Origin of the sequence: Halorussus caseinilyticus (genome assembly GCF_029338395.1) — an archaeon.
Lineage (GTDB): Archaea > Halobacteriota > Halobacteria > Halobacteriales > Haladaptataceae > Halorussus > Halorussus caseinilyticus.
Genome location: NZ_CP119809.1, coordinates 2,654,757 through 2,675,335 on the forward strand (window position 1 = coordinate 2,654,757; position 20,579 = coordinate 2,675,335).

General features: G+C 67.5%; 21 protein-coding genes and 1 tRNA gene. 6 read left to right on the forward strand and 16 right to left on the reverse strand.

Annotated elements, in window-relative coordinates; genetic code table 11:
• Positions 1-87: 87 nt before the first annotated feature.
• Entirely contained in the window at positions 88-993 is a 906-nt protein-coding gene (locus P2T60_RS13440; RefSeq protein ID WP_276279763.1) for an acyltransferase, read from the forward strand.
• A gap of 340 nt (positions 994-1,333) precedes the next feature.
• Here the strand turns inward: P2T60_RS13440 and P2T60_RS13445 are convergent, their stop codons facing one another.
• Positions 1,334-1,558 carry a type II toxin-antitoxin system RelE family toxin gene (locus P2T60_RS13445; protein WP_276279764.1) on the reverse strand — a complete coding sequence of 75 codons (225 nt, stop codon included), beginning with the start codon at positions 1,556-1,558 and terminating at the stop codon, positions 1,334-1,336.
• A gap of 73 nt (positions 1,559-1,631) precedes the next feature.
• Positions 1,632-1,907, reverse strand: a complete 276-nt coding sequence (locus tag P2T60_RS13450) for a ribbon-helix-helix domain-containing protein (protein ID WP_276279765.1) — start codon at positions 1,905-1,907, stop codon at positions 1,632-1,634.
• A gap of 95 nt (positions 1,908-2,002) precedes the next feature.
• Between P2T60_RS13450 and P2T60_RS13455 the strand changes: the two genes are divergently transcribed.
• Positions 2,003-2,959: an AEC family transporter gene (locus P2T60_RS13455; RefSeq protein WP_276279766.1), complete on the forward strand. Its 957-nt coding sequence runs from the start codon at positions 2,003-2,005 to the stop codon at positions 2,957-2,959.
• A 292-nt stretch (positions 2,960-3,251) separates the two neighbouring features.
• On the opposite strand, the gene P2T60_RS13460 is transcribed toward P2T60_RS13455, so the two are convergent.
• On the reverse strand, positions 3,252-3,953 hold the full coding sequence (locus P2T60_RS13460; protein WP_276279767.1) for an enoyl-CoA hydratase/isomerase family protein: 702 nt from the start codon (positions 3,951-3,953) through the stop codon (positions 3,252-3,254).
• A gap of 60 nt (positions 3,954-4,013) precedes the next feature.
• Between P2T60_RS13460 and P2T60_RS13465 the strand changes: the two genes are divergently transcribed.
• The 3 genes from P2T60_RS13465 to P2T60_RS13475 all read left to right on the forward strand — a co-directional run bounded on the left by P2T60_RS13465 (position 4,014) and on the right by P2T60_RS13475 (position 5,804).
• Entirely contained in the window at positions 4,014-4,739 is a 726-nt protein-coding gene (locus P2T60_RS13465; protein WP_276279768.1) for a DUF7114 family protein, read from the forward strand.
• 78 nt (positions 4,740-4,817) lie between these two features.
• Positions 4,818-4,889, forward strand: a tRNA-Thr gene (locus tag P2T60_RS13470).
• A 138-nt stretch (positions 4,890-5,027) separates the two neighbouring features.
• Entirely contained in the window at positions 5,028-5,804 is a 777-nt protein-coding gene (locus P2T60_RS13475) for a nucleoside phosphorylase (protein ID WP_276279769.1), read from the forward strand.
• A gap of 51 nt (positions 5,805-5,855) precedes the next feature.
• Here the strand turns inward: P2T60_RS13475 and nirK are convergent, their stop codons facing one another.
• From nirK to P2T60_RS13540, 13 genes are all read right to left on the reverse strand, one after another.
• On the reverse strand, positions 5,856-6,920 hold the full coding sequence (gene nirK / locus P2T60_RS13480; RefSeq protein WP_276279770.1) for a copper-containing nitrite reductase: 1,065 nt from the start codon (positions 6,918-6,920) through the stop codon (positions 5,856-5,858).
• Positions 6,921-7,099: 179 nt separating this feature from the next.
• Positions 7,100-9,397 carry a nitric-oxide reductase large subunit gene (locus tag P2T60_RS13485; protein ID WP_276279771.1) on the reverse strand — a complete coding sequence of 766 codons (2,298 nt, stop codon included), beginning with the start codon at positions 9,395-9,397 and terminating at the stop codon, positions 7,100-7,102.
• Positions 9,398-9,837: 440 nt separating this feature from the next.
• Positions 9,838-10,146 (reverse strand): cupin domain-containing protein, encoded by a 309-nt coding sequence (locus P2T60_RS13490; RefSeq protein ID WP_276279772.1) that lies wholly within the window; start codon positions 10,144-10,146, stop codon positions 9,838-9,840.
• 19 nt (positions 10,147-10,165) lie between these two features.
• The gene (locus P2T60_RS13495; protein WP_276279773.1) at positions 10,166-10,393 is read right to left on the reverse strand and encodes a DUF2249 domain-containing protein; all 228 of its coding nucleotides are present in this window, start codon (positions 10,391-10,393) and stop codon (positions 10,166-10,168) included.
• Positions 10,394-10,828: 435 nt separating this feature from the next.
• Complete coding sequence (locus P2T60_RS13500; protein ID WP_276279774.1) at positions 10,829-12,190, reverse strand: hypothetical protein; 1,362 nt, start codon at positions 12,188-12,190, stop codon at positions 10,829-10,831.
• Entirely contained in the window at positions 12,187-12,474 is a 288-nt protein-coding gene (locus P2T60_RS13505) for a DUF2249 domain-containing protein (protein WP_276279775.1), read from the reverse strand. The genes P2T60_RS13500 and P2T60_RS13505 overlap by 4 nt, the downstream gene beginning before the upstream one ends.
• A 146-nt stretch (positions 12,475-12,620) precedes the next feature.
• The gene (locus tag P2T60_RS13510) at positions 12,621-12,905 is read right to left on the reverse strand and encodes a hypothetical protein (protein ID WP_276279776.1); all 285 of its coding nucleotides are present in this window, start codon (positions 12,903-12,905) and stop codon (positions 12,621-12,623) included.
• A 126-nt stretch (positions 12,906-13,031) separates the two neighbouring features.
• A complete protein-coding gene (locus P2T60_RS13515; protein ID WP_276279777.1) occupies positions 13,032-13,511 on the reverse strand; it encodes a DUF7384 family protein in 480 nt (159 codons plus the stop codon).
• A gap of 641 nt (positions 13,512-14,152) precedes the next feature.
• Positions 14,153-14,593, reverse strand: a complete 441-nt coding sequence (locus P2T60_RS13520) for a GNAT family N-acetyltransferase (protein ID WP_276279778.1) — start codon at positions 14,591-14,593, stop codon at positions 14,153-14,155.
• A gap of 58 nt (positions 14,594-14,651) precedes the next feature.
• Positions 14,652-16,466 (reverse strand): LEA/WHy family protein, encoded by a 1,815-nt coding sequence (locus tag P2T60_RS13525; protein WP_276279779.1) that lies wholly within the window; start codon positions 16,464-16,466, stop codon positions 14,652-14,654.
• A gap of 140 nt (positions 16,467-16,606) precedes the next feature.
• On the reverse strand, positions 16,607-17,581 hold the full coding sequence (locus tag P2T60_RS13530; RefSeq protein ID WP_276279780.1) for an ABC transporter ATP-binding protein: 975 nt from the start codon (positions 17,579-17,581) through the stop codon (positions 16,607-16,609).
• Positions 17,578-18,636, reverse strand: coding sequence for an ABC transporter permease (locus P2T60_RS13535; protein WP_276279781.1), 1,059 nt, complete (start codon positions 18,634-18,636; stop codon positions 17,578-17,580). Before P2T60_RS13535 ends, P2T60_RS13530 begins: the two co-directional genes overlap by 4 nt.
• A 4-nt stretch (positions 18,637-18,640) precedes the next feature.
• Positions 18,641-19,732, reverse strand: coding sequence for an extracellular solute-binding protein (locus P2T60_RS13540; RefSeq protein ID WP_276279782.1), 1,092 nt, complete (start codon positions 19,730-19,732; stop codon positions 18,641-18,643).
• A gap of 66 nt (positions 19,733-19,798) precedes the next feature.
• Between P2T60_RS13540 and P2T60_RS13545 the strand changes: the two genes are divergently transcribed.
• A complete protein-coding gene (locus tag P2T60_RS13545; RefSeq protein ID WP_276279783.1) occupies positions 19,799-20,488 on the forward strand; it encodes a TOBE domain-containing protein in 690 nt (229 codons plus the stop codon).
• The last annotated feature ends 91 nt before the right edge of the window (positions 20,489-20,579 follow it).

Here is a 20,579-nt window from a genome sequence, read left to right on the forward strand (position 1 = left end):
TGGGGTACCGTCCCGTACCGCCGGAACCAAAACCCCCATCAAGTCAGAACGAGTAGGAATCGAGAGATAAACGACGGAGGACCCTGTATGACCAAACGACACGTATCCCTCTCCGACGAGATGGAGGATTCACTGGCGGAGTTCATCGCGGAGGTAGACGAGCGACTGGCGAGTGACGAGAACACCTGCGGCGTGGTAGAGGAGGTGCTGGTGGACCTCCACGGCGACAGAGACGCCTACGACCGGTGGCAGAGCGGCGAGGATGTCTCGCCCGCCGAGCGCGCGCGACTCCAGAGCTACGACCCGTGTAACGCCACGCTCGAAAGCGAGTACTACGCCGAGAAGGACGAGGAGCAGTTCAAACACTCCAAACACCTCCAGTGGCTCTGGCGGCAGTTCGACGCCACGCCGATGGCCGACAACGTGGAGTTCGCGCTCCGGTTCCGGCGCATGCTCGCCGACCATCTCTTCGAGGAGTGCGGGGACGACTGCCGGTTCTTCAAGGGCATCACGTTCACCTACGGCCACAACATCTCCGTCGGGGACAACACCGTCGTCCACGACGACGTGCATCTGGACGACCGCGGGAAGTTGACCATCGGCAATCGGGTCTCCATCTCGGACTCGGCGCACGTCTACACCCACGACCACGACGTGGTGGACCAGACCGAGGTCGAGAACTATCACACCGTCATCGAGGACGACGCCCGCGTCACCTACGACTCGATGGTCAAGGCGGGCGTCCGCGTCGGGGAGAACGCCATCGTCGGCGCGAAGTCCATCGTCCAGCGAGACGTTCCCGCCCACCACGTCGCGGTGGGCCAACCCGCCAAGAGCGTGAAAATCAAGCCCGGATGGGAGGACGTGGCCCGACCGCTCGACGCCGACGTGGAGACCGACAAGGAGTCCCGGCGCATCGACTACGAGTTGCCCGACGATTTGGAAGTCTACGACGAGTTCCAGCGCGACCTGAACCCGCCGGGCGAGCGGTGAGCGCGTCGGCCTCGGGTCCGCCGGTCCTGAATCGGGAGTCGAAGGTTGCTGGTTTTTCTGTCCGAGTTTCGTCGGTGAACCGTGCGGTTCGTCGGTGAAGGGTCCTGACGGCCCGGTTAGTTCGCGTGCCAGCGGCTTCGCTTCCGCCGCCGGACGGACCGTTTCGCCGAACGGTCGCCGCGAAGCGGCGACTTCGAGGCGGCGGGCGCGGCGCACGAGCGCCGCGCCCGCCGTGGGCGGTGGGGGAATATTTACGAGTGTTAAAGAAATATTCTTGTTTTATAGACCAATGTTTAGGATTGTTTCGTGCGAGAACACGGCGGGACGGCCCGGTGGGAACTCAGTCGTCGCCGGGTTTGTACGCACTGCCGCGGCGTTCGATGGTGTACACGTCTAACTTCTTGTCAGCATAGTCACATTCGGCACCGAGACGGAACTGACCGATGCGGAGTTTCGAGTGGGGAACGCCAGTCAACGGCTCCAAGTAGTCGTCCGGGTTCCGCCACTGGTCGTTTACGATTTCGTCGAGTTTGTCGGTGATACGGTTCTGTCCGTGGGTATCCAAGTCGTCGTACGTCCGTTTCGCAGGCGCGCGAAACTGCCACGTCCATTCGTCGTCACTCGTGCGTCGTCCCTCGTTACTCGTCTCCGGTCAGAACGTCCTCGCGGGAGAACGTCTCGCTCTCGCCCGTCCGACGCGCGTGTTCGACGGCGGCGATTTCCTTCCAACTCTCGCGGGTGAGGTCCGGATGACGGACTGCATCACGGAGTGCCTCTCGGACGAACTCGCTTCGACTGTTGTAGCCTTCGTCCTGCCACGTCGCGTCGATGTCTGCGAGGAACGATTCGGTCAAACGGATATTGATGTTCGTTTTCTCCGGGTCGTTCGCCCCGTTTGTATCTGTATGAGACATACGTACGTATTACGTACAGAAGGGAAAAAGCGTTTCCCCGCCGCGTCTGGCCGCCTCCGACACCTTTGTAACGCCGAGTCGCCACCCTCCGAGACGTGTCACTCGTCTCTGCGCTCGGGACGGCCATCCTCCCGGTCCTCTCCGTCGCGGCGGTGGGCTTCCTGCTCGGGAAGACCCGCGACGTGAACGTGGATGCGCTCGGAACCGTCACCATCTACGTGCTGACGCCCGCGCTCATCTTCCACAGCCTCGCCACCTCCGACATCTCGGGCGGGCTAGCCGCGAAGCTAATCGGCGGCGTCGTGGTCTTCACGCTGGCGATGGTGGGACTCGCGGAGGGCGTCGGCCGTCTGCTCGGCGAGACCGAACCCGCGCTGAGTGCGCTGGTCCTCTCGTCGTCGTTCCCCAACGCGGGCAACTACGGCATCCCGCTGTCGGCGTTCGCGTTCGGCGCGGTCGGACGCTCGACGGCGGTTCTCTACATCGCGGGCCAGTCGGTGCTGATGTACACCGTCGGGGTGTATCTGGCCTCCCGCGGCGACGAGAGCGACCTGCGCTCGGCCGCGACCGAGGTGTTTCGCCTGCCGCTGGTCTACGCCGTCGTCGCGGCGTGGGTCGCGCGATTGCTCGGGGTCGTCCCGGCCTCCGGAAGCGCCGCGATGGAGACGCTGAAACTCGTCGGCGACGCCTCCATCCCGGTGATGCTGTTGATGCTCGGCATCCAACTCGCCAACACCAAACACGGCGCGGCCATCTCGCGCGTCGGCGTCTCGAACGGCCTGAAACTGGTGGTCGCGCCGCTGGTCGGCGTCGGCGTAGCCCTGTTGCTCGGTCTCGGCGCGAACCCGGAAGTCGCGCGGGTGTTCGTGCTGGAGTGTGGGATGCCCGCCGCGGTCACGCCGCTGATTCTGTCCATCGAGTACGACTCGGGCGAGGGCGAGGGGTTGTCGGGACCGGAGTACGTCAGCACCGCCATCTTCGCGAGTACGGTGGCGAGCGTGGTGACGCTGACGGGCCTGATTGCGGTGTTGCAGTCGGGAATGGTGATTTGAGTTCGCGTGTGGCGTGTGCGTAGCGTCAGATGGACGTGACTACTCGAATTCCCAGTAGACGACTACGAGGAACGAACGGAACGACGATAGACGCGAGTAAAAACACGAACGGACGCGAGAAGCTACCGACAGGCTTGGACCGATGAAGACCGCCCCGCACCGCGACCGCGGGCCTCTCACCTCCCCAACCTCGGCGGCCGCATTCGCGGCCGCCGTCCCTCGCGCGGACGGGCGCGACACGCTTTCGCGGTCGCGCCCGCGCGCGCCGGACTCAACAAATATTGAGGATGGCTCACGACTCGCGCCGGTCGGCGATGGCGTCGGCGTGGCGCGCGACGAGTTCGCCGAAGACCTCCGCCTCGCGGCGCTGTTGGGTCTCCGGCGGCGCGTCGTCGCGCATCCGCGCCTTGACCGCGCGGAGGGTCCGGGGGTCGTTGGCGGCGAGTTCGTCGGCCACCGCGCGGGGGTCGTCGGTCACGCGCGAGACCAGTCCCATCCGGCGGGCGGACTCGGCGTCCACGGTCCGCCCCGAGAGCGCGAGGTCCAGCGCCTCGCCCTCGCCCACGACGCGGGGCAGGCGCACCGTCCCGCCCCACGCGCCGAACAGGCCGAGTTTCACGCCGGGTTCCGCGAAGGTCGCCTCCGGCGTGGCGACTCGGAGGTCCGCGGCGAGCGCCAACTCGACGCCGCCGCCGCGCGCCGCCCCGTCGATGCCCGCGACGACCGCGCTGTCGGCGTCCGCGATGGCGTCGGCGACTCGCTGGCCGCGCTCTGCGAACGCCTCGGCCCCCTCGCGGTCGAGTCCCGCCACCACGTCGAGGTCCGCGCCAGCGCAGAACGCCGGTCCCGCCCCGCGGAGGTAGACCACCGGTTGGCTGGCGTCGGTCACGGCCGCTTCGAGGGCGTCGAGTCCGTCGGGCGTGAGCGCGTTTCGTCGGTCGGGTCGGTCGAGCGTCACGACCCGAACACCGTCGTCGTCCTGTGTTCGAATCACGTTCGCATCTCGGAGTCGCTTTCCAAAGGTCTTTGGCGATTCCGTCGTAAGGGTCGGGCAATGGAAGCGGCCGTCCGGGCACGAAAAGCGGGACGACAGGCGGTGCGAGACGTTGCGCCCGACCGACTCCGCGAACGTATCCACGCCCTCCTCGACGAGTCGGCGATGGTGCCGGGAGTGCTGGCGCTCACGTCCGCGAACGCCGTCGAGGGTGCGAGCGCGACCGGAGGCGCGAAGGTGACGGGGAGAGCGCACGACGCCGACGAGCGAGGCGGAACCGGTCCCGTCGGGGTCCAAGAGCGCGCCGCGGGCGTCCAACTCATCTACGAGGGGTTGCGCCTCACCCGCGCTCTCGCCGACGAACCGCCGTGGAACCTCGACCCGCCACACACCGACAGCAACATCGACATCCTCGCGGCGGACGTGATGGTCGCCCGCGGGTTCTCCCTGCTCGCGCGGACCGAGGCCGCCGACAAAGCCGTCGAGACGGTCCAGTCGTTCGGCCGCGACGAGACCGACGGCCAGCAGGGTCGTCCGACCGCCCCGCACGCGCTGGAGACCGACGTGTTCGAACTCGCCGTCGTCGCGGGCACGACCACCTTCGGGTCCGAACCCTCCGACGCCCTGCTGTCTTACGCCGGAGAACTGGCCGAATCGCTCGACGGCGAACGCCCGGAACCGCCCGAACCAGTCGCCGAAGCGGTCGAACAGGCCGTTGCCGACGCGCCGGACCCCCGGCAGTTCGGCCCGGCCGACGACCCGCGGCCGTCGGCCACCGACCCGTGACCCCGTTCCCTATCGTGAATCGAAACGCCTAAAGAGGTTTCCGGGCATACGATGAAATGCGACGAAGCGCCGCAGTGCGCCTGGGTAGCTTAGAGGTAAAGCGCGTCCTTGGTAAGGACGAGAGCCCGGGTTCAAATCCCGGCCTAGGCTCTTCTTCCGAACGTCACGCCGCGGAGACGAATCTCCGCGGCGTTCGATTTTCGAGCGGCCCGGCCGGTTCGTGAGACCTGTTATCGCGCCTCGACCTTGCGAAAGGGACTTCCCCGCGTTCTCTGTACCTTCGCCGCGATGACGTTTCCCAACTACCCGGACAAGTACGGGGCCGAACCGCTGGTCACGCCCGAGCGACACACCGACTACCGGAAAGCGCAGTCCGAGGGCGACGCCGCGGCGTCGCCCGAAGCAGTCGTCCTCTGTTACAGTCGGGGGCTGATGGACTACTTCACCGAGGAGTACGACGGCCGAACCGTGGACCACTACTACGGGGACCTCTACGCCTTCGCGGACGCCGACTACAGCGTCGGCGTCCTCGGAAACTTCGGCATCGGTGCGCCGACGACCGCGATGCTGATGGACGAACTCGTGGCCAACGGCGTCGAAACGTTCCTCTCCATCGGGTTCGCGGGGTGTCTCGACGACTCCATCGAGATGGGCGAGTTCGTCGTCCCCGAGAAAGCCATCCGCGACGAGGGGACCTCTCACCACTACGTCGAGTCCGAAAAGTACGCCCACGCGAGCGAGTCGCTGGTCGCCGACACCAAACGGTTGCTCCGCGAGCGAGACGAACCGTTCCACGTCGGTACCTCGTGGACGACCGACGCCATCTACCGGGAGACCGAAAAAGAGGTCGAGCGATACGCCGACGAGGGCGTCCTCACCGTCGAGATGGAGGCATCGGCGGTGTTCGCGGTGGCCGACTACCGCGGCGTGGAAGCCGGTGCGATGTTCGTCGTGAGCGACTACCTCGGTCTCTCCGAGTGGGAACCGAAGTTTCACCTGACCGCCGAGGACATGCGACGGCTCGGCGACACCGCCAAAGAACTCCTCACGAGTCGCCGGAACTGAGAAGAAAGCGCCGGTCGAAAACCGGAACCGCGCCGACTCACGAGTCGGGCCTCACTTCTTCGGTTCGGGGTCGAAGATTTCGGGGTTCTCCTCGCCCTCGGCGGCCACGACGGCCATGCACCCTTTCCGCGCCACGCGACTCAGCGAGTGGTCCACCAGTTTGAACGCGCCGGGGACCGGGAAGTCCATCGTCGCAACCGCGGTGCTACCGGGCGCGACCTGTTTGGTCTGGATGTGGGTCTGCGGTCGGGTGGTCAGCGACCCTTCGGGCCAGAGCTTCTCGAAGACGTTGCCGATGGGGTGGAAGCTACTGGTGAGGTTCGGGCCGCCGGTGACGAAGAACACCCGCGCGGTGTCGCCCGTCTCGACTTCGCCCGCGCCGTACTTGTCGGGCGTGCAGGCGTACTTCTCGCCGTTCATCACGACGTAGGTGGGTTCCTCGCGGGCCATCGCCGCCACGTCGAAGTTGTGCTGGCCCTTCTCGCCGGGGCGCTTGTCGGTGTAAATCTCGTGCTGGCCGACGTAGAACTCGTGGTCCACCTCCGGGAGACCCTCCTCGGGTTCGACGAGGATGATGCCGAACATGCCCGCGGAGATGTGCATGTCGAGGTTCGGCACGGCGCAGTGGTAGATGTACGCGCCGGGGTAGGTCGCCTTGAACTTGAGGCGGGTGGTCTCTCCCGGCGCGGTCATCGTGGCCTCGGCCCCGCCGCCCGGTCCCGCGACCGCGTGGAAGTCCACGTTGTGGGGCATGTCGTTCTCCGCGGGGTTCTCGAAGGTGAGATTCACGGTGTCGCCCTTCCGGACCCGAATCATCGGGCCGGGGACCTGCCCGTTGTAGGTCATGTAGTTGAACGTAACGCCGTCCTCGACTTCGGCCGTGACCTCCTCGGGACGCAGGGTCACGTCCACCGCTCTCGGTTCGCTCCGGCTAATCGGGTTCGGGATGTCGGTCGGGTCCGCCGCGACTCGCTTGACGGTCTTCCGTTTCTGTTTGTTCATGGCCTGCTGAGTCTGAGTCGTTTTCGGGGCGGAGCGGGTGGAACACCCGGCGAGGGTGGCCGCGCCACCGAGACCGATACCTTGCAGGACCGTGCGACGATTGGTTGCGGGCATTGGGAGTCACCTTACAGTTACAGATAGTCGGCGACGTATCTTCAATCGAGAACCCGATTCTCGGTCGTCAGGAAGGCTCACGAACGTGTTCGCTCGGTTCTCGGGGTACGGGAATCGAAGTAGCGATTCCGCGAACATCTCCGGGAAGTGTCGGAAAAGCGGCGGCAGAAGGGGACCGCTCAGTCGTCGGTCTCGGCCGCAGGTCCGGCCGCGACCGGTGAGTCGGCGGGTTCGTCGGTCGGCGTGGTCTCGCCGCGGGCTAGCACCTTCTTCACCACGTCGTAGCCGAAGACGGCGGTGCCGAGGATGACCAGCGTGTCGCCCGGCATCCGGAGCCAGAACAGCAGTTGGACCAGTTCGCCCTCGTAGAAGGCGAGGCTTCGGGCGGCGTCGTAGCTTCGGGTGAACGCGACTTCCAACTGGAGGAAGCCGACGGGGAGCAGGCTGAGACCGACCATCAGCGCGAGTCCGACGTTCCACGCCCAGAACGCGCGCCGGAGGTTGGTCTCGGACCACTTCGCCTCGGGCACCGCGATGCGGAGCATGTACGTCACCATGCCGAGCGCGAGGAATCCGAACGCGCCGAACATCGCGGCGTGGGCGTGGGCCACCGTGAGATAGGTGCCGTGTTCGAAGTAGTTGATGAACGGCAGGTTGATGAAGAACCCGAGGACGCCCGCGCCCACGAAGTTCCAGACGCCCGACGCGACGATGAACATGAACGGGAGCGTGTAGGGGAACGACTCGCCGCTCGTGGCCATCGCGCGGTACTGGCCGATGGCCTCGTAGAGGATGAACACGAGGGGGATGAGTTCGAGCGTCGAGAACGCGCTCCCGATGGGCACCCACACGTCGGGTTGGCCGACCCACCAGTAGTGGTGCGAGACGCCGATGACACCGGTACCCATCACCAGCAGGGCTTGGACCATCACGGCTTTCTCGGCCGACCGCTTCGAGAGGAGGTTCATGCTGACCAGCGTGACCCCGACCAGCGCGACGATGAAGAACTCGAAGGCCCCCTCGACCCACATGTGGACGACCCACCAGCGCCAAAACTCGGTGACGACGATGTTGGTCTGGGGCGTGTAGAGGAAGCCCGCGCAGAACAGCAGGGCGATGGACCCGCCCGCGTACAGAATCATGTGTGCGAGACCCCATCTGGGTTCCCGGTCGAGCAGGGGCTTGAGTCCCCGCGCCACGAGGACGGCCCACGCAAGGAAGCCGACGAGGATGCCGACCTGCCAGAGCCGACCGACTTCGAGGTACTCCAGCCCCTCGTTGCCCAGAATCCACCAGAGTGCGCCGTCGAAGTAGCCCTTCGACCCGAGCCAGATGCCCGCCATGGCACCGACGACGACCACGACGAGGACACCGAGCAGGCGGTTAATCCACGCGCCCTGTTTGCGGGGTTCCCGCCCCGTCAACAGAGGCGGGAGGAACAGGCCCGCGCCGAGCCACAGGGTCGCAATCCAGAGGACGCCGAGGTCGATGTGCCACGTCTTGGCGATGGAGAACGGCAGGAGTTGGAGGACGCTGACGCCCAGCATCTCGCCGAGTCCGAAGAAGTCCGCGCGCTCGATGTAGTAGTGGGCGAGCAGACCCCCGAGCAGAACCTGCGCGAGGAACAGGCCCGCGCCGACGACTGCGAACCGGAGCGCGGCGGCCTGTCCGGGGAACAGGTCAACCTCGTCGGGTCGGGGCACCGTGACGCCCTCGGTTTCGGGTTCGGGGAGTTCGATGGACTTGTAGAGCCAGACGCCGATTCCGGCACCGGCGACCAGCAGGACCATGGCGACGACGCTCCACGTCATGGCCGCGCCGGTGGCGTCGTTACCGGCCGCGGGTTGGTAGGGCCACTCGTTGGTGTAACTGTGGTCGGCGTTCGGCCGGTCGGTGTGGGAAATCCACGCGGTCCAGAGCGCGAAGTCGGCGAACCGCTCGGCCTCCTCCTCGCTCGCTATCATCCCTTCGGGGACGCCGCGCTCGTGACTCCCCTCGTGGTAGCGCTCGACGTACACCTGCTGGACCTGCTTGTGGGCGTACGCCTCGGCCGCGGAGTACTCGATGCGCTCGCCGGGACTCCCGTCGGTCAGGTCCGACTTCACCGCCACGTCAACGGTTGCCTGCTCGCTCGCCGAGAGGCTACCGTAGTCGTCGGTGCCGTGCTGTTCGCGGGCGTAGTACCGGCGCATGAACTCGACCTTCAGGTCCAGCGCGTCGGCGGTGTAGTCTTCGCCGTAGTACGCGCCGTTGCCCAGTATCGACCCGTGGTTCATCATGCCGTTCGACTGGAAAGTCGTCTTGCCGTCTCGCACTTGCTCGGCGGTCACGATGGTCCGTCCGTCCGGTCCCTGAACCTCCTTCGGGATGGGCGGGGCCTGCTGGTAGGAGTACCACGCGCCGACGCCCATCACGGCCAGATTCAAGACGAACACGACCGCGAGTATCTTGGCGAGTGTGCGACGTTTCACTCTCATACAGGATAGGTTGCCCCTCGTGGGGCATTTAACTGGGACGCGGTTCCTGCAGTTCGGGAAGTCGGGCGAACGTGTTCGGGACGGGGACGACACCCGTTTCGGGACGCCGGGAACTCACGCCCGAGAACGACTCCACCGACCACCGACCGCGCCCGACCCCACCGACCACGGGACGCGCGTGGGTCGCGCCTCGTGCGCGACCCACGCGGGGAGGTACGGGGGCGCGGTGCGGTCGCGGTGCTGTGCGGTCGCGGTCCTGACTGGTTCCAGCCTGAAGTTAGCGCCTCTCTTCAGCTACCCTTCCGAGTCTGACCCTAGCATCTCTCTTATCTCTTCGAGAAGCACGACCATCCCTTCGGAAGTGCGAATCCCGAAGAAGAGCGGGAAGACGGGTGCCGAAGTGTTCAGTCCGTTCGAATCTGTGCGACCGCGGCGACTCGTCACTCGTCGTCGGCCCGCGGAGCCAACACCAACAGCGCGGTGCTGTCGTTCTCGGCCGTCGGTGCCACCTCCCGTCGGCCGTCGAACCGCAGGAGGTCGCCGGGTTCGAGGACGTTCGACTCGCCGTCGATTTCCACGTCAAGGCGGCCCGAGACGAGGTAGATGACGATTTGTCGCTCGGGGTGGCGGTGGGCCGGGACCTCCTCGCCCGCGTCGAGCGTCAGGCGGACTGTTTTCGGCTCTGTACCGGGGAACGCCACTTCGCGCGGGCGTTCGGTCAGGTCGTCGAGTGAGACTATCTCGGTCATGGCATCTCCGGTGGGGTCGCTACTGCTTGGGGAACTGCGCGACGAACGTCCGTTCGCCCTCGCGTTCGACTTCGTAGCCGTCGGGGTCGAACGACTCGACTTCGGCCCGCATCTCGTAGAACAGTGGCTTGGGTTCGTGGTCGTTGACCACTTCGAGGACCTCGCCGCCGTCCATCTCGGCGAACGCGTCGTGTATCTCGGTGTGGCGCTCCGGCGGCGGCATCTCGCGCACGTCTACTCTCGGCATACACGTCCAACGAGACGAACGCGGCCCTTCGGGATTTCCCCGAACATGTTCGAGCGAGTCGGCGTCGGTCGGGTTCAGCGTCGGAGCGAGCAAATTCCGGAAGTGTGCTATCTGATACCGTTGATAACTGTTATCCCACTTGTGCGCCGTACGGGAATCGCGCGACTTCTCCGGCGCGCAGTCGAGATACGGAGCGAAGACGGGACCCACCGCCTCGCGCGGAAAGTATCGCGGGCGCTCTACGACCGGGCGTACCTCTATCGACCGGCGACGAGCGAGTGGAGACTCCTTCGTGATTCTTATCACCATATATAGAACATTTTAAGAAATCTATGTCTTTTTTTAGGAAATATATACCATGCTCTATTCGCGGCGGCCGTGGGCTTCGCCGAACGGGTTCGGTAGAGTCCGCCGCTCGTCGCTCCCCAGTCGCACTCACGGAGCTCGCTCGTCGGGGTCCGAGTCGGTCGGGGACGCGCCGAGCGCGTCGATTCGGAGCGGGTCGGGACCGTGGCGGACCACGACGCCGACCAGATTCGCGGCGAAGACGGCGAAGCCGAGCGTCGCCGCGACGCCGCCGACGAGTCGGACCGTCTCGACGGACCCGCCGACGACGACCAGCGCGAGACCCCCGAGCGTGAGCCAGAAGTCCGCGGCGGCGAGGCGGGCGTCGTAGAGGTCGTCAATCATCGGCACCGGTTCCAACCCCACCCGGTCGCTGTACCGGCGGACCCAGACCACGAACGGCACGACGTGGTAGAGCGTCCCGAGCAGGACGAATCCGACGACGGCCGCGAGGAGGTGGCCCGCCTCGGGGTGGCCGAAGGTGGCCGCGGAATCGGTCGGGTCCGCGAGCCACGTCGGAAGCGCCGCGAGCGCCCACGCCGGGAGCGCGAGCGCGACTACCGCGTATCTGGAGAGCATCGGCGTCCGCTCGACGCTCGTCTCCCGGAGCTTTCGCGCGAGGACCGCCGCGAACGCGAGCAGTCCCGTGACCACGAGCAGACCGCCCGCACGACCAAGCCACTCGTGGCCGACTAACCGCCCGCCAGCAAGCGCGAGGACGCCGGGCGCGTAGGTCCACTCCTCGACCCGCCGGAGGGTCGCGTCCGCGCGGCGAAGTTCCGTCTGCGTGAACATCGTGGCGAGTTGGTAGAGCGCACCCACGACAGTCGTGAGGACGACGCCGAACACCGCGAGCGTGGCGTGGGCCGCGACGACCCGCGGACGAGCGAGTCCCGCGGGCGCGAGCGTCGGCCGGGCGAAGTCCACCGCGAGGGCGAACCCGAGCGCCGTCACGAGCAGGACGTGAGCGAGCGCCGCCACGAAGTGGCGTTCGGTCACGTCGAGCGCGGGAGCGGTCCGGTCCCCGAATTCACCCGACGCCGCGCGCCACAGCGTCCGACCGACGTTGTAGACGAACGTCCAGAATCCCGCGAGCATCGCCGCGCCAGCGACCGCGAGCAGGTCGAGTCGCCCCGCCAGAAGCAGACCCGCAAAGCCCGCAATCCCGCCGCCGACGAGCGCGAGCTGTGCGAGCGCGAGTCGCCGCGAGTGGAGTTCGACGCCCGACCACACCGGGACGAACTGGGTCATCGCGCCCAGAATCGTGAGACACACCCACCCGACGAGCAGGAGGTGGACGTGCGCCAGTCCGGAGGGTCCGGGCGCGAGACCCGCTCCGAGGACGCCCAGTGCCGCGCCCGCCAGCAGGAAGGCGAACCCCGCGAGGAAGTGCGCGAGGGGAATCGCCGTCGGCGGGCCGCTGTCGGCGTCGATACCGGCGGGGACGCTCATCGCCGCGTTATCTCCACCCGCCACTCGTCGGGTCCGACCCGTTCGGTCTCGTGGTCGAAGCCGCGCCGGTCGAGGACCGCGTAGAGCGGTTCGGGGTCGAAGCCGTTGTAGAGGACCAGCGTCTCGCCGTCGCCGAGGTCCGACAGCGCCGACGCGATGGTCCCGAACGGCGGACCGTCGATTTCCCGCGCGTCGAGTTCGCGCGCGGGTCGGCCGTCTCGCGCGGGCCGGTCGTCCGCGTCGTCGTGACCTGTGGAGTCGTTGGGAGGGGCGCGCGTGGTCATACGTGTAGTTACCGCCGGTCGTCGCCTATCGGTTGTCCCGACCATGTTCGTCCGGGTGCGATTCCGGCACAGGCGGACTCGAACGGCCGGGTCGGTCGGCACCGACGCCGCGGCGATTCGGTGGACCGCGACGGTCCGAAAAAACGCTATTGTTCGACGCGTTCGAGCAGTGCGACCACGCTCCGGACGGCGAGTAGCGGGAGCGCGAACGTCACGCCCACCGCGGCGACCCACCCCGCGAGCAGGGTCGGAATCGTCGTCGGCACGAGGTCGGCGACGGTGGCGAACGCCGCGCCGGTCAACAGCGCCGACGCCACCAGCGCCAGCAGGGTGGCGACGGGGAGCGTGAAGCGGGTGAGTTTCGAGGCGATGCGCCCGCGCCGGGTCCGGGCCGCGGGTCCGGCCCGTCGGAGTTGCGTGTTCAGTTTCATGGGTCGTTCCTCGAGTGGAGGTAGGAGCCACGACCCCAAAAGTGTAATCTGAACTATATTTCTGTAGTCGGCGTTACCGGAATCGGTTTCTGTAATTCGGTTGTCTATTCCGCGAGTTCGCCAGTCTCAGACCCGCGGGTTCCGGTCCGGTCCCGGATACTCCCCGCCCTCGACGGCCTCGTACAGCGACTCGGCGTCGAACAGCGCCGCGAACCCCTCGGGCGTCTTGACGCTCAGGTTCAACCGCGACCCGAACGTCGCGCTGGTCTCGGGACCGCGAAGCCCCTCGTCGTAGCTCAGGACGTGCGCGGCCTGTCCCCGATACGCGCTCGCCAGCGCCGGGTGGTCGCCCGCGGGGTGTTCGACCCCCACGTGCAGGTCCTCGATTCGCTCGCGCCACGCCGCCGCGAGGTCGGCGTCCGCGAGGTCCCGAATCACGGCCTCGGCGTCGTCGAGCAGGTGGTCGCTGGCGACGAGTTCGACCCACGAGTGGCCCCGAATCGCGTCCATCGCCTCGCGCGCCGCCCCGCCGACGAGCAGGTCCGCGACCAGCACGTCGGCGTCCGCGACGATGCGGGCCGGGTTCGTCTCGGGCGTCTCAGGCATCTTCGCTCCCCGTCGCGTCGTCCCGCCGAGATGCGAGCGTCTCGCGTATCGTCGCCACGTCGGTCGCGTAGTCGTCCGCGCGCTCGAAGAGGTCGGCCCAGTCCATGCCCGGAGATGGTGCGTGCGCGGTGAAAACTGTTGTTTCTGGGGTCTCGGTCGTCGTCGGTGTTGTGTTTGCGGTCTCTGTCGTCGGAGTCGTCGCTGTCGTTGCGGTCTCTGTCGTCGGAGTCGTCGCTGTCGTTGCTGTCTCTGTCGTCGGAGTCGTCGCTGTCGTTGCGGTCTCTGTCGTCGGAGTCGGAGTCGGAGTCGGAGTCGGAGTCGGAGTCGGAGTCGGAGTCGGAGTCGGAGTCGGAGTCGGAGTCGGAGTCGGAGTCGGAGTCGGAGTCGGAGAGACCGAGGTTTAGAAAGCCCCCGCCCGCTCGCGGTCGCTCAGCGACATATCTTCGACTCACCTTCGGTTCGTCTCAGATAGGGGTCGCTGAGACGACCACGGGCCTTCGGCCCGCGAGCGGGCGGCCCCTTTATCCCACCCTATCGGTTGGTCGGGCGGGCGTCTGCGGTGGTCGGTATCGCCGAGCGCGTTTTGTCGGTTGGTCGGCCGAGCGCGCGCCCGACAGTCGCTCAATCGAGCGTCCGCAGGGTCACGAGTCGTCGTGGGCGTAGGTCATCCGGACGAGTTCCTCGGTGCCGCCCTCCGGAATCTCGTACTCGGGACCGAACACCTCGAAACCGACCGACTCGTAGAAGGGGACCAGACCCTCCCGGCACAGGAGCGAGAGACCCGGCACCGACTGGAGGTCGGGGTGGTCGGTGAGCGCCTCCATCAGTGTCTCGCCGAGACCGTCGCCCCGCCGGTCGGCGGCCACGATAACGTCGAAGACGGTGGCGTAGTAGTTGTAGTCGGTCAGGACCCGCGCCGCGGCGACGAGGTTCCCCTCGTCTTCGATACCGACCGCGACTTCCGTCCCGGCCAGCGCATCGCGGACCCTCGCCACCTCGCGGTCCTCCCACCAGTCGTACTCCTCGTAGAGCGCGGTCAGTTCCGGCGCGTCGTCCGGCGCGAGGTCGCGGACCGTCGTCATCGACCGAATCCTCTCGCGCCCGGCAAAAATCGCTGTCGGTGGTGTGGGAGCCAGTGACCTACGCCGCGCCGAAGGCGTTCGTCTCGATGGTGTCGGTGTAGCTCATCGAGTCGAGTTCGACTCGGAACTGCTGGCCGCGGTACTCGACCACGGCGTAGTAGGACACGTCCAACTCGGTCTGCTCGCCGCGTTCGAGGTGGCTGACCCACCACGAAGGTATCTTGTCGTTGTCGAGATAGCCCGTGGTCTCGATGCTCCGGGTCGTCCGACCCGGAATCGTCGTGCCGACGTGCGACTCGTTGTCGGCCAGCACAACGTCGTTGGCCCGGACCTCGTAGCCGAACTTCACGACCGTCAGCGGTCGGGACCGCTCGTTGGTGATGTCGCCCGAAATCTCCATCGGCGTCCGGTCCATCGTCGGGTCGCCCCACCCGGCCTTCATGTCGTGGAGGCTGGCGACCGTCTGCCCGCGAACCGAGACCGGTTGGTCGGTCTGTGCGAACCCGCCGAGCATGTCGGTCTCGAACGTCCGGTTCTGCTCGGGGAGCGGAACCGGCAGGCTGGCGAACCCGAGGTCCGCGACGGCGCGGCCCTCGGTCGTCAGCGCGGTCTTCTCGCCGTTCTCGACGTGGCTAATCCACCACTGCTTGGTGGTCCGGTCGCTGACCTCGCCCGAGAAGCCCAGTTCGTTGCGGCCGGGTTCGAGCGTCGTCTCCGTGCCGTCGTCCACGAGTTGCACGTCGTTGAGCGAGAGTCGGTACTGGGCGTCGAGCGTCGTGCCAGCGAGCGTCGAGTTCGCGCCGTTGGGGTTGTCAATCACGACGTTCGTGGCGAACCGGGTGCCCGAGTCGGTCTCGGACCACTCGCGCTCGACCGACTCGACCGCTGGCGGTTCGAACCCGAATCCGTCGCTCGGTGCGACCGCTCGGGTCGTCGCCTGCCCGCCAGCGAGGATGTCGGTCTCGAAGACCACCTGTTGGCTCATGAACGGAAGCGGGACGCGACGAGTGCCCTCGTCTGTCTCGGCCACCGCGAACACCGACACGTCGAGAGTCGTCTGCTCGTCGTTCCGGAGGTGGCTGACCCACCAGTCGTCGAGTTTCCGGTTGTCGAGCGTCGAGTTGATGCGGATGGTCTCGGTGGACTCGCCCGCAATCTCGATACCGTCCTCGGTGGTGCCCTCCGCGACCGTCACGTCGTTCATCGACACCTCGTAGCCGACTTTCGAGAACGTGATGGGCGCGCCGTTGGGATTGCTGACCGTCCCGGCGAACCGGAGCGGCGTCCGTTCGGCGGTCGCTTGGCCCCACGAGGCCTCGGTCTCCTCGACGGTCATGAGCGTCTCGTTGCCGAACTGGACCGACTGCGCGGTGTCGCTGTCGAACGACGAGAGCATGTCGGTCTCGAAGGTCCGGTCGCGGTCGGGCAAGCCCTTCGAGAGGACCGACGCCTCGACCGACGGCCGGACGGAGACCGTCGTCTTCTCGCCGTTGTTGATGTGGCTGGCCCACCACGCCGGTATCTTCTCGTTGTCGATGTCGGTCCGGAGCGTCACTTCGTTTCGGCCGGGCGACAGCGAGACGCCGCCGCTGGACCCCTCCGCGACCGTCACGTCGTTCATCGCCACGTCGTAGGAGACCCCTGCCACGCCGGGGACTCCGACCTCGTTCGGGTTGTTCACGACGATTTTAGTCTGGATGCCCGTGCGCTCTTGGGAGACTTCGCCCCACTGGTTCTCGACCGATTCGACCGATGGCGGTTGGAGGCTCACGACGCCCGCGGAGACCGCCGCGCCGAGACCCGCGGCCGAGACGACCAGTCCGGCCGCGAGGACCGCGGCGACCTTGCCGAGCGTTCCCCCGACGAGACTCACCGTGCCACCCCGCTTCGCTGTTCACGTGCCATGAGAAGGGATTCCGAACGCTCCCGTAAGTAATTTTCTCGCCGACTACCGGTCGAATACCGGCGCGGCCGGGGGTGAACGCCCGGAAGTCGGGCCGGAATGCTCGGGAGTCAGGCCGACAGCACGGTCACGCGGTCGCGCGGGAGCGCGACCGCGACCTCGCCGTCTTCGGGTGGTTCGGGGGCGTAAGCGTCGAGTCGCTGGCCCGACACGTCGAGCGCGAGTCGGTACCGGCCGTCCTCGCGGACCACGCGCTCGACCGACGCCGAGAAGTCGGCGTCGGTCGAGTCGATTGCGACGTGTTCGGGACGGACCGCGAGGTGGGTCCCGTTCCCTCCGTCGCCGAAGTCCAACCTGCCGCCGGGGACCGCCAGCGCGCCGTCGGCGAGTTCGAGGCAGTTCGCGCCCGTGAACCGGGCGGCGAAGGGCGAGTCGGGGCGCTCGAAGACCGCTTCCGGGGTGCCGACTTGGACGATTTCGCCGTCCCGGATGACCGCCACCCGGTCGGCGATGGCCCGCGCGGTGGTCCGGTTGTGTGTGACGTACATCGCCGTCTCGTCGGCCAGCACGTCCGCCAGCACCTCACGGAGCGTCTGGCGGGTCGGCACGTCGAGCGCCGAGAGGGGTTCGTCCAGCAGGAAGGCGTCGGGCCGGACCGCAAGCGCGCGGGCGAGGGCGACTCGCTGGGACTCGCCGCCCGAGAGCGTCGGCGGGTAGCGCTCGGCGAGGTCAGAAACGCCGAACTCCGCGAGCAAGTCGTCGGGGTCGCGGGTCTCGTGGTACTTGCCTCCGAAGGCGACGTTCTCCCGGACCGTCATGTGGGGGAACAGCGCGTAGTCCTGAAAGACGAAGCCGAGTCCGCGCTCCTCCGGCGAGGCGTCGGTCAGGTCGCGCCCGGAGACCGCGACCTGACCCTCGTGGTCGTGGAACCCGGCGACGGTTTCGAGCAGGAGGCTCTTGCCCGACCCGCTCGGCCCGAGGACGACCAGCGTCTCGCCGTCGGCGACCGAGAGGTCGGCGGCCACCTCGAAGCGGTCCGCGCCCTCGGCGGTGAAGGCCGCCGAGACCGACACGTCGAGGCTCACGGCCACCCTCCGTCGTCGTACGCCACGGTCCGGACCAGCAGGAAGATGGCCGCCGAGAGCGCCAGCAGGATGGTTGCGACCGCGCCCGACTCGTCGAGTCCGGCCGAGAGGTAGGTGTTGTAGATGAACACCGGCGCGTGCTGGGCGGTGAGGCTCTCGCCCTTCGGGAGGTAAAAGAACTCGACGCTGTAGGCGACGATTGCGACCGCGCCGAACTCCGAGACGGCCCGCGCCCACGCCAGCACCCCGCCGGTCAGGACGCCGCGCCACGCCAGCGGCGCGGTCACGCGCCGGAACGTCTCGAAGCGGTTCGCGCCGAGCGTCCGGGCGGCCCACTCGACGCGGGTCGGCACCGACTCGAAGGCTTCGCGGGCGGCGTTGACCGCGAAGGGTGCCGAGACGAACGTCATCGCCAGCACCATCCCGAGCATGGTCTGGAGGACCGCGAACTCGAAGGTGAAGTCGATGACCGGGACGGTGAAACTGACGCCGCCGAACGCGCCGCCCTTCCCGAACCCGAAGAGGATGGCGAGTCCCGCCACGCTGTGGGGGACCACGAGGGGCAGGTCCACCAGACTCTCGACCAGCTCTTGGCCCGGAAAGCCGCGGGCGAGGACGAGCGCCAGCGGGACTCCGAGCGCGACGCTGGCGATGGCGGCCAGAAGCGGCGCGTACACCGAGAGATAGAGCGCCTGTCGGACCGCGGGGTCGGCGGCCATCTCCGCGACCAGCGCGGGGTCCTGCCGGGCGACCAGCATCAGCAGGGGGAGACCGAGTGCGACCAACAGGACGGTGCCGAGCGTGGCCGCGAGGACGCCGAAAGCGCCCCGGTTCCGGTAGGCCGCGATAGCGCCCGCAGAGACGACCGCGAACCCGGCGTACGCGCCGGGGTAGCCGACCGCGAGCGCCGCGGCGAACGCGACGAGTTGGACCGAGCAGACCGCCAGAATCGCGGTTCCGGTCCCGATTCGGCCGACGAGTCGCTCGTCGGCCGAATCGGTCGTTCGCGTCGGGGCGGGCGCGTCGCCGCTCCGGGTCTCGGCGTCGGTACTCACGGCTCTACAGTTCGAGCGGACCCACTGAAGTCTTTGCCTCCGCGTGCTCGGCGACGCGTTCGGGCACGTCGCCGCCCTCCGTGACGACTGCGGGGTTCTTCGGGATGAGACCCTTGTCCTTCAGAACCTGTCTGCCGGGGTCGGTAGTCATGTACTCGACCCACTGCGCGCCCCGGACAGGGGCCTCGGCCACGCTCGGGACCGTGACGCCGTAGGCGATTGGCGCACCCGTGAACGTTCCGGCGCTCGTCTCGACTTTCGCCTTGGCGTAGTGTTTGGCGTACTTCGTGGTGAGTTTCGAGAGGTCCACGTGGGGTTGAAGGTCCACGTAGGGCAGGCCCGACTGGGAGGCGATAGAGCGGTAGTAGAGCGCGTAGTCGAGTTTGCCCGACTTGAGTTGGCCCTCCAGTTTGGTCTCGGTGCCGGTCGGAATCGTCATGTTGTCCCGAATCTTCTGGAACGTCGATTCGTCGTAGAGTCGCTCGCCCTCGAACTGCTCTTTGCCCAACTGCATCGCCATGACCGCCCGGTAGCCGCCGGGGTCGATTGCGGGGTCGCTGTGGCCGACGGTCACGTCGTCTCGGGAGAGGACTTCCCACCAGTTGTCGGGACCGATTTCGTCCGCGCCGGGCGAGTCCTCGCGGTACTGGAGCGACATCGCGTTGGTGGCGAAGATGGCGTACCAACTGCCGTACTCCGGAACCACGCGGTCACGGATGAGTCGGAAGTCCGAGACGCCCAGCACGTCGGCTTTCCGGCCCTGCGTCGTGATTTTCTTGGTGGAGGCGACCGACCCCTTGGCCTCCCGTTCGACCGACACGCCGTACTTCTCCTCGAACTTCGGTTCGGCCGCACCGAACGGCGGCGCGAGGCTTCCGGCGTGGAAGATGGTCATCGAGTCGGCGGCGGCCGTCGGGGTGTCGTCGGCCTCCTCGGTGGCCGTCTCCCCGTCGGTCGTGGTCCCGTCGTCGGTCGTCGCTCCACCTTCGGTCGTCGTCTCGTCGGACGATTGGCCGCCGGTACAGCCAGCCAGTCCCGCGATTCCGAGCGCACCAGTAACGCGGAGGAACTGCCGTCGAGAGCGTTGTTCCCTCATAGATACAACCCTCGTTCTACCGCGCGAGACATAACGGTTTTGCTCCCCGCGCCCGTCTCCGTCGGTATGGACGCCGGATTCGAGGCCCACCTCCGGGCCGACGGGACGGAGTTCGACGCCGACGACGCCGAACTCCTCCGGGCGGTGGACGAGGCGGGGTCGCTCAACCGGGCCGCAGACGCTCTCGGGCGGTCGTACTCCCGCGCTCACCAGCGACTCACGGCGCTCGAAGACGCCTTGGGTCCGCTGGTGGTCCGTCAGCGCGGCGGGTCGGGCGGCGGCGGGTCCGAACTCACCGACGAGGCCCGCGACCTGTTGGCCCGGTTCGAGCGCCTCCGCGCGGAGTTCACCGGTACCGCGGAGGTCGAGGAGACGGTCCTGTCGGGCGAAGTCGTGGCCCGCGAGGGGGAACTGGCGACGGTCGAAACCGACGCCGGGCGGGTGCGTGCGCTCGCTCCCGCCGCCGACGCCGAGGAGGTGCAGGTCGCACTCCGGGCCGACGCGGTGACGCTCAACGCGCCCGACGACGCGCCGCCCGCGGAGGCCACCAGCGCCCGGAATCGCTTCGACGGCGAAGTCGCGGCCATCGACGCCGGGGAGCAGGTCGCGCGCGTCCTCGTGAACGTGGGCGCGGACGCGCCGCTGGCGGCGCTGGTCACGATGTCGAGCGTCGAGAAACTGGGATTGGGCGAGGGGTCGCCGGTCGTCGCGTCGTTCAAGGCGACCGCGACACGGGCGAGTCCGCGCGATGTGTGACCGGCGACCGGCGCGGAAGTGTGACCGGCGACCGGCGCAGTGACGTGTCGCCAACGGGTAGTCCGGTGATGCGTCTGCGGACTCGTCCGCA

Coding starts and splice junctions, on each gene's coding strand:
- P2T60_RS13520 (WP_276279778.1), bottom strand. CDS start 14,593: ATGACGACGGTCCGCGACCTCGCGCCGGACGACGCGCCGGAACTGACC.
- P2T60_RS13495 (WP_276279773.1), bottom strand. CDS start 10,393: ATGCCGAGAGTAGACGTGCGCGAGATGCCGCCGCCGGAGCGCCACACC.
- P2T60_RS13505 (WP_276279775.1), bottom strand. CDS start 12,474: ATGACCACGCGCGCCCCTCCCAACGACTCCACAGGTCACGACGACGCG.
- P2T60_RS13515 (WP_276279777.1), bottom strand. CDS start 13,511: ATGCCTGAGACGCCCGAGACGAACCCGGCCCGCATCGTCGCGGACGCC.
- P2T60_RS13545 (WP_276279783.1), top strand. CDS start 19,799: ATGGACGCCGGATTCGAGGCCCACCTCCGGGCCGACGGGACGGAGTTC.
- P2T60_RS13540 (WP_276279782.1), bottom strand. CDS start 19,732: ATGAGGGAACAACGCTCTCGACGGCAGTTCCTCCGCGTTACTGGTGCG.
- P2T60_RS13440 (WP_276279763.1), top strand. CDS start 88: ATGACCAAACGACACGTATCCCTCTCCGACGAGATGGAGGATTCACTG.
- P2T60_RS13450 (WP_276279765.1), bottom strand. CDS start 1,907: ATGTCTCATACAGATACAAACGGGGCGAACGACCCGGAGAAAACGAAC.
- P2T60_RS13475 (WP_276279769.1), top strand. CDS start 5,028: ATGACGTTTCCCAACTACCCGGACAAGTACGGGGCCGAACCGCTGGTC.
- P2T60_RS13490 (WP_276279772.1), bottom strand. CDS start 10,146: ATGACCGAGATAGTCTCACTCGACGACCTGACCGAACGCCCGCGCGAA.
- P2T60_RS13485 (WP_276279771.1), bottom strand. CDS start 9,397: ATGAGAGTGAAACGTCGCACACTCGCCAAGATACTCGCGGTCGTGTTC.
- P2T60_RS13465 (WP_276279768.1), top strand. CDS start 4,014: ATGGAAGCGGCCGTCCGGGCACGAAAAGCGGGACGACAGGCGGTGCGA.
- nirK (WP_276279770.1), bottom strand. CDS start 6,920: ATGCCCGCAACCAATCGTCGCACGGTCCTGCAAGGTATCGGTCTCGGT.
- P2T60_RS13500 (WP_276279774.1), bottom strand. CDS start 12,190: ATGAGCGTCCCCGCCGGTATCGACGCCGACAGCGGCCCGCCGACGGCG.
- P2T60_RS13510 (WP_276279776.1), bottom strand. CDS start 12,905: ATGAAACTGAACACGCAACTCCGACGGGCCGGACCCGCGGCCCGGACC.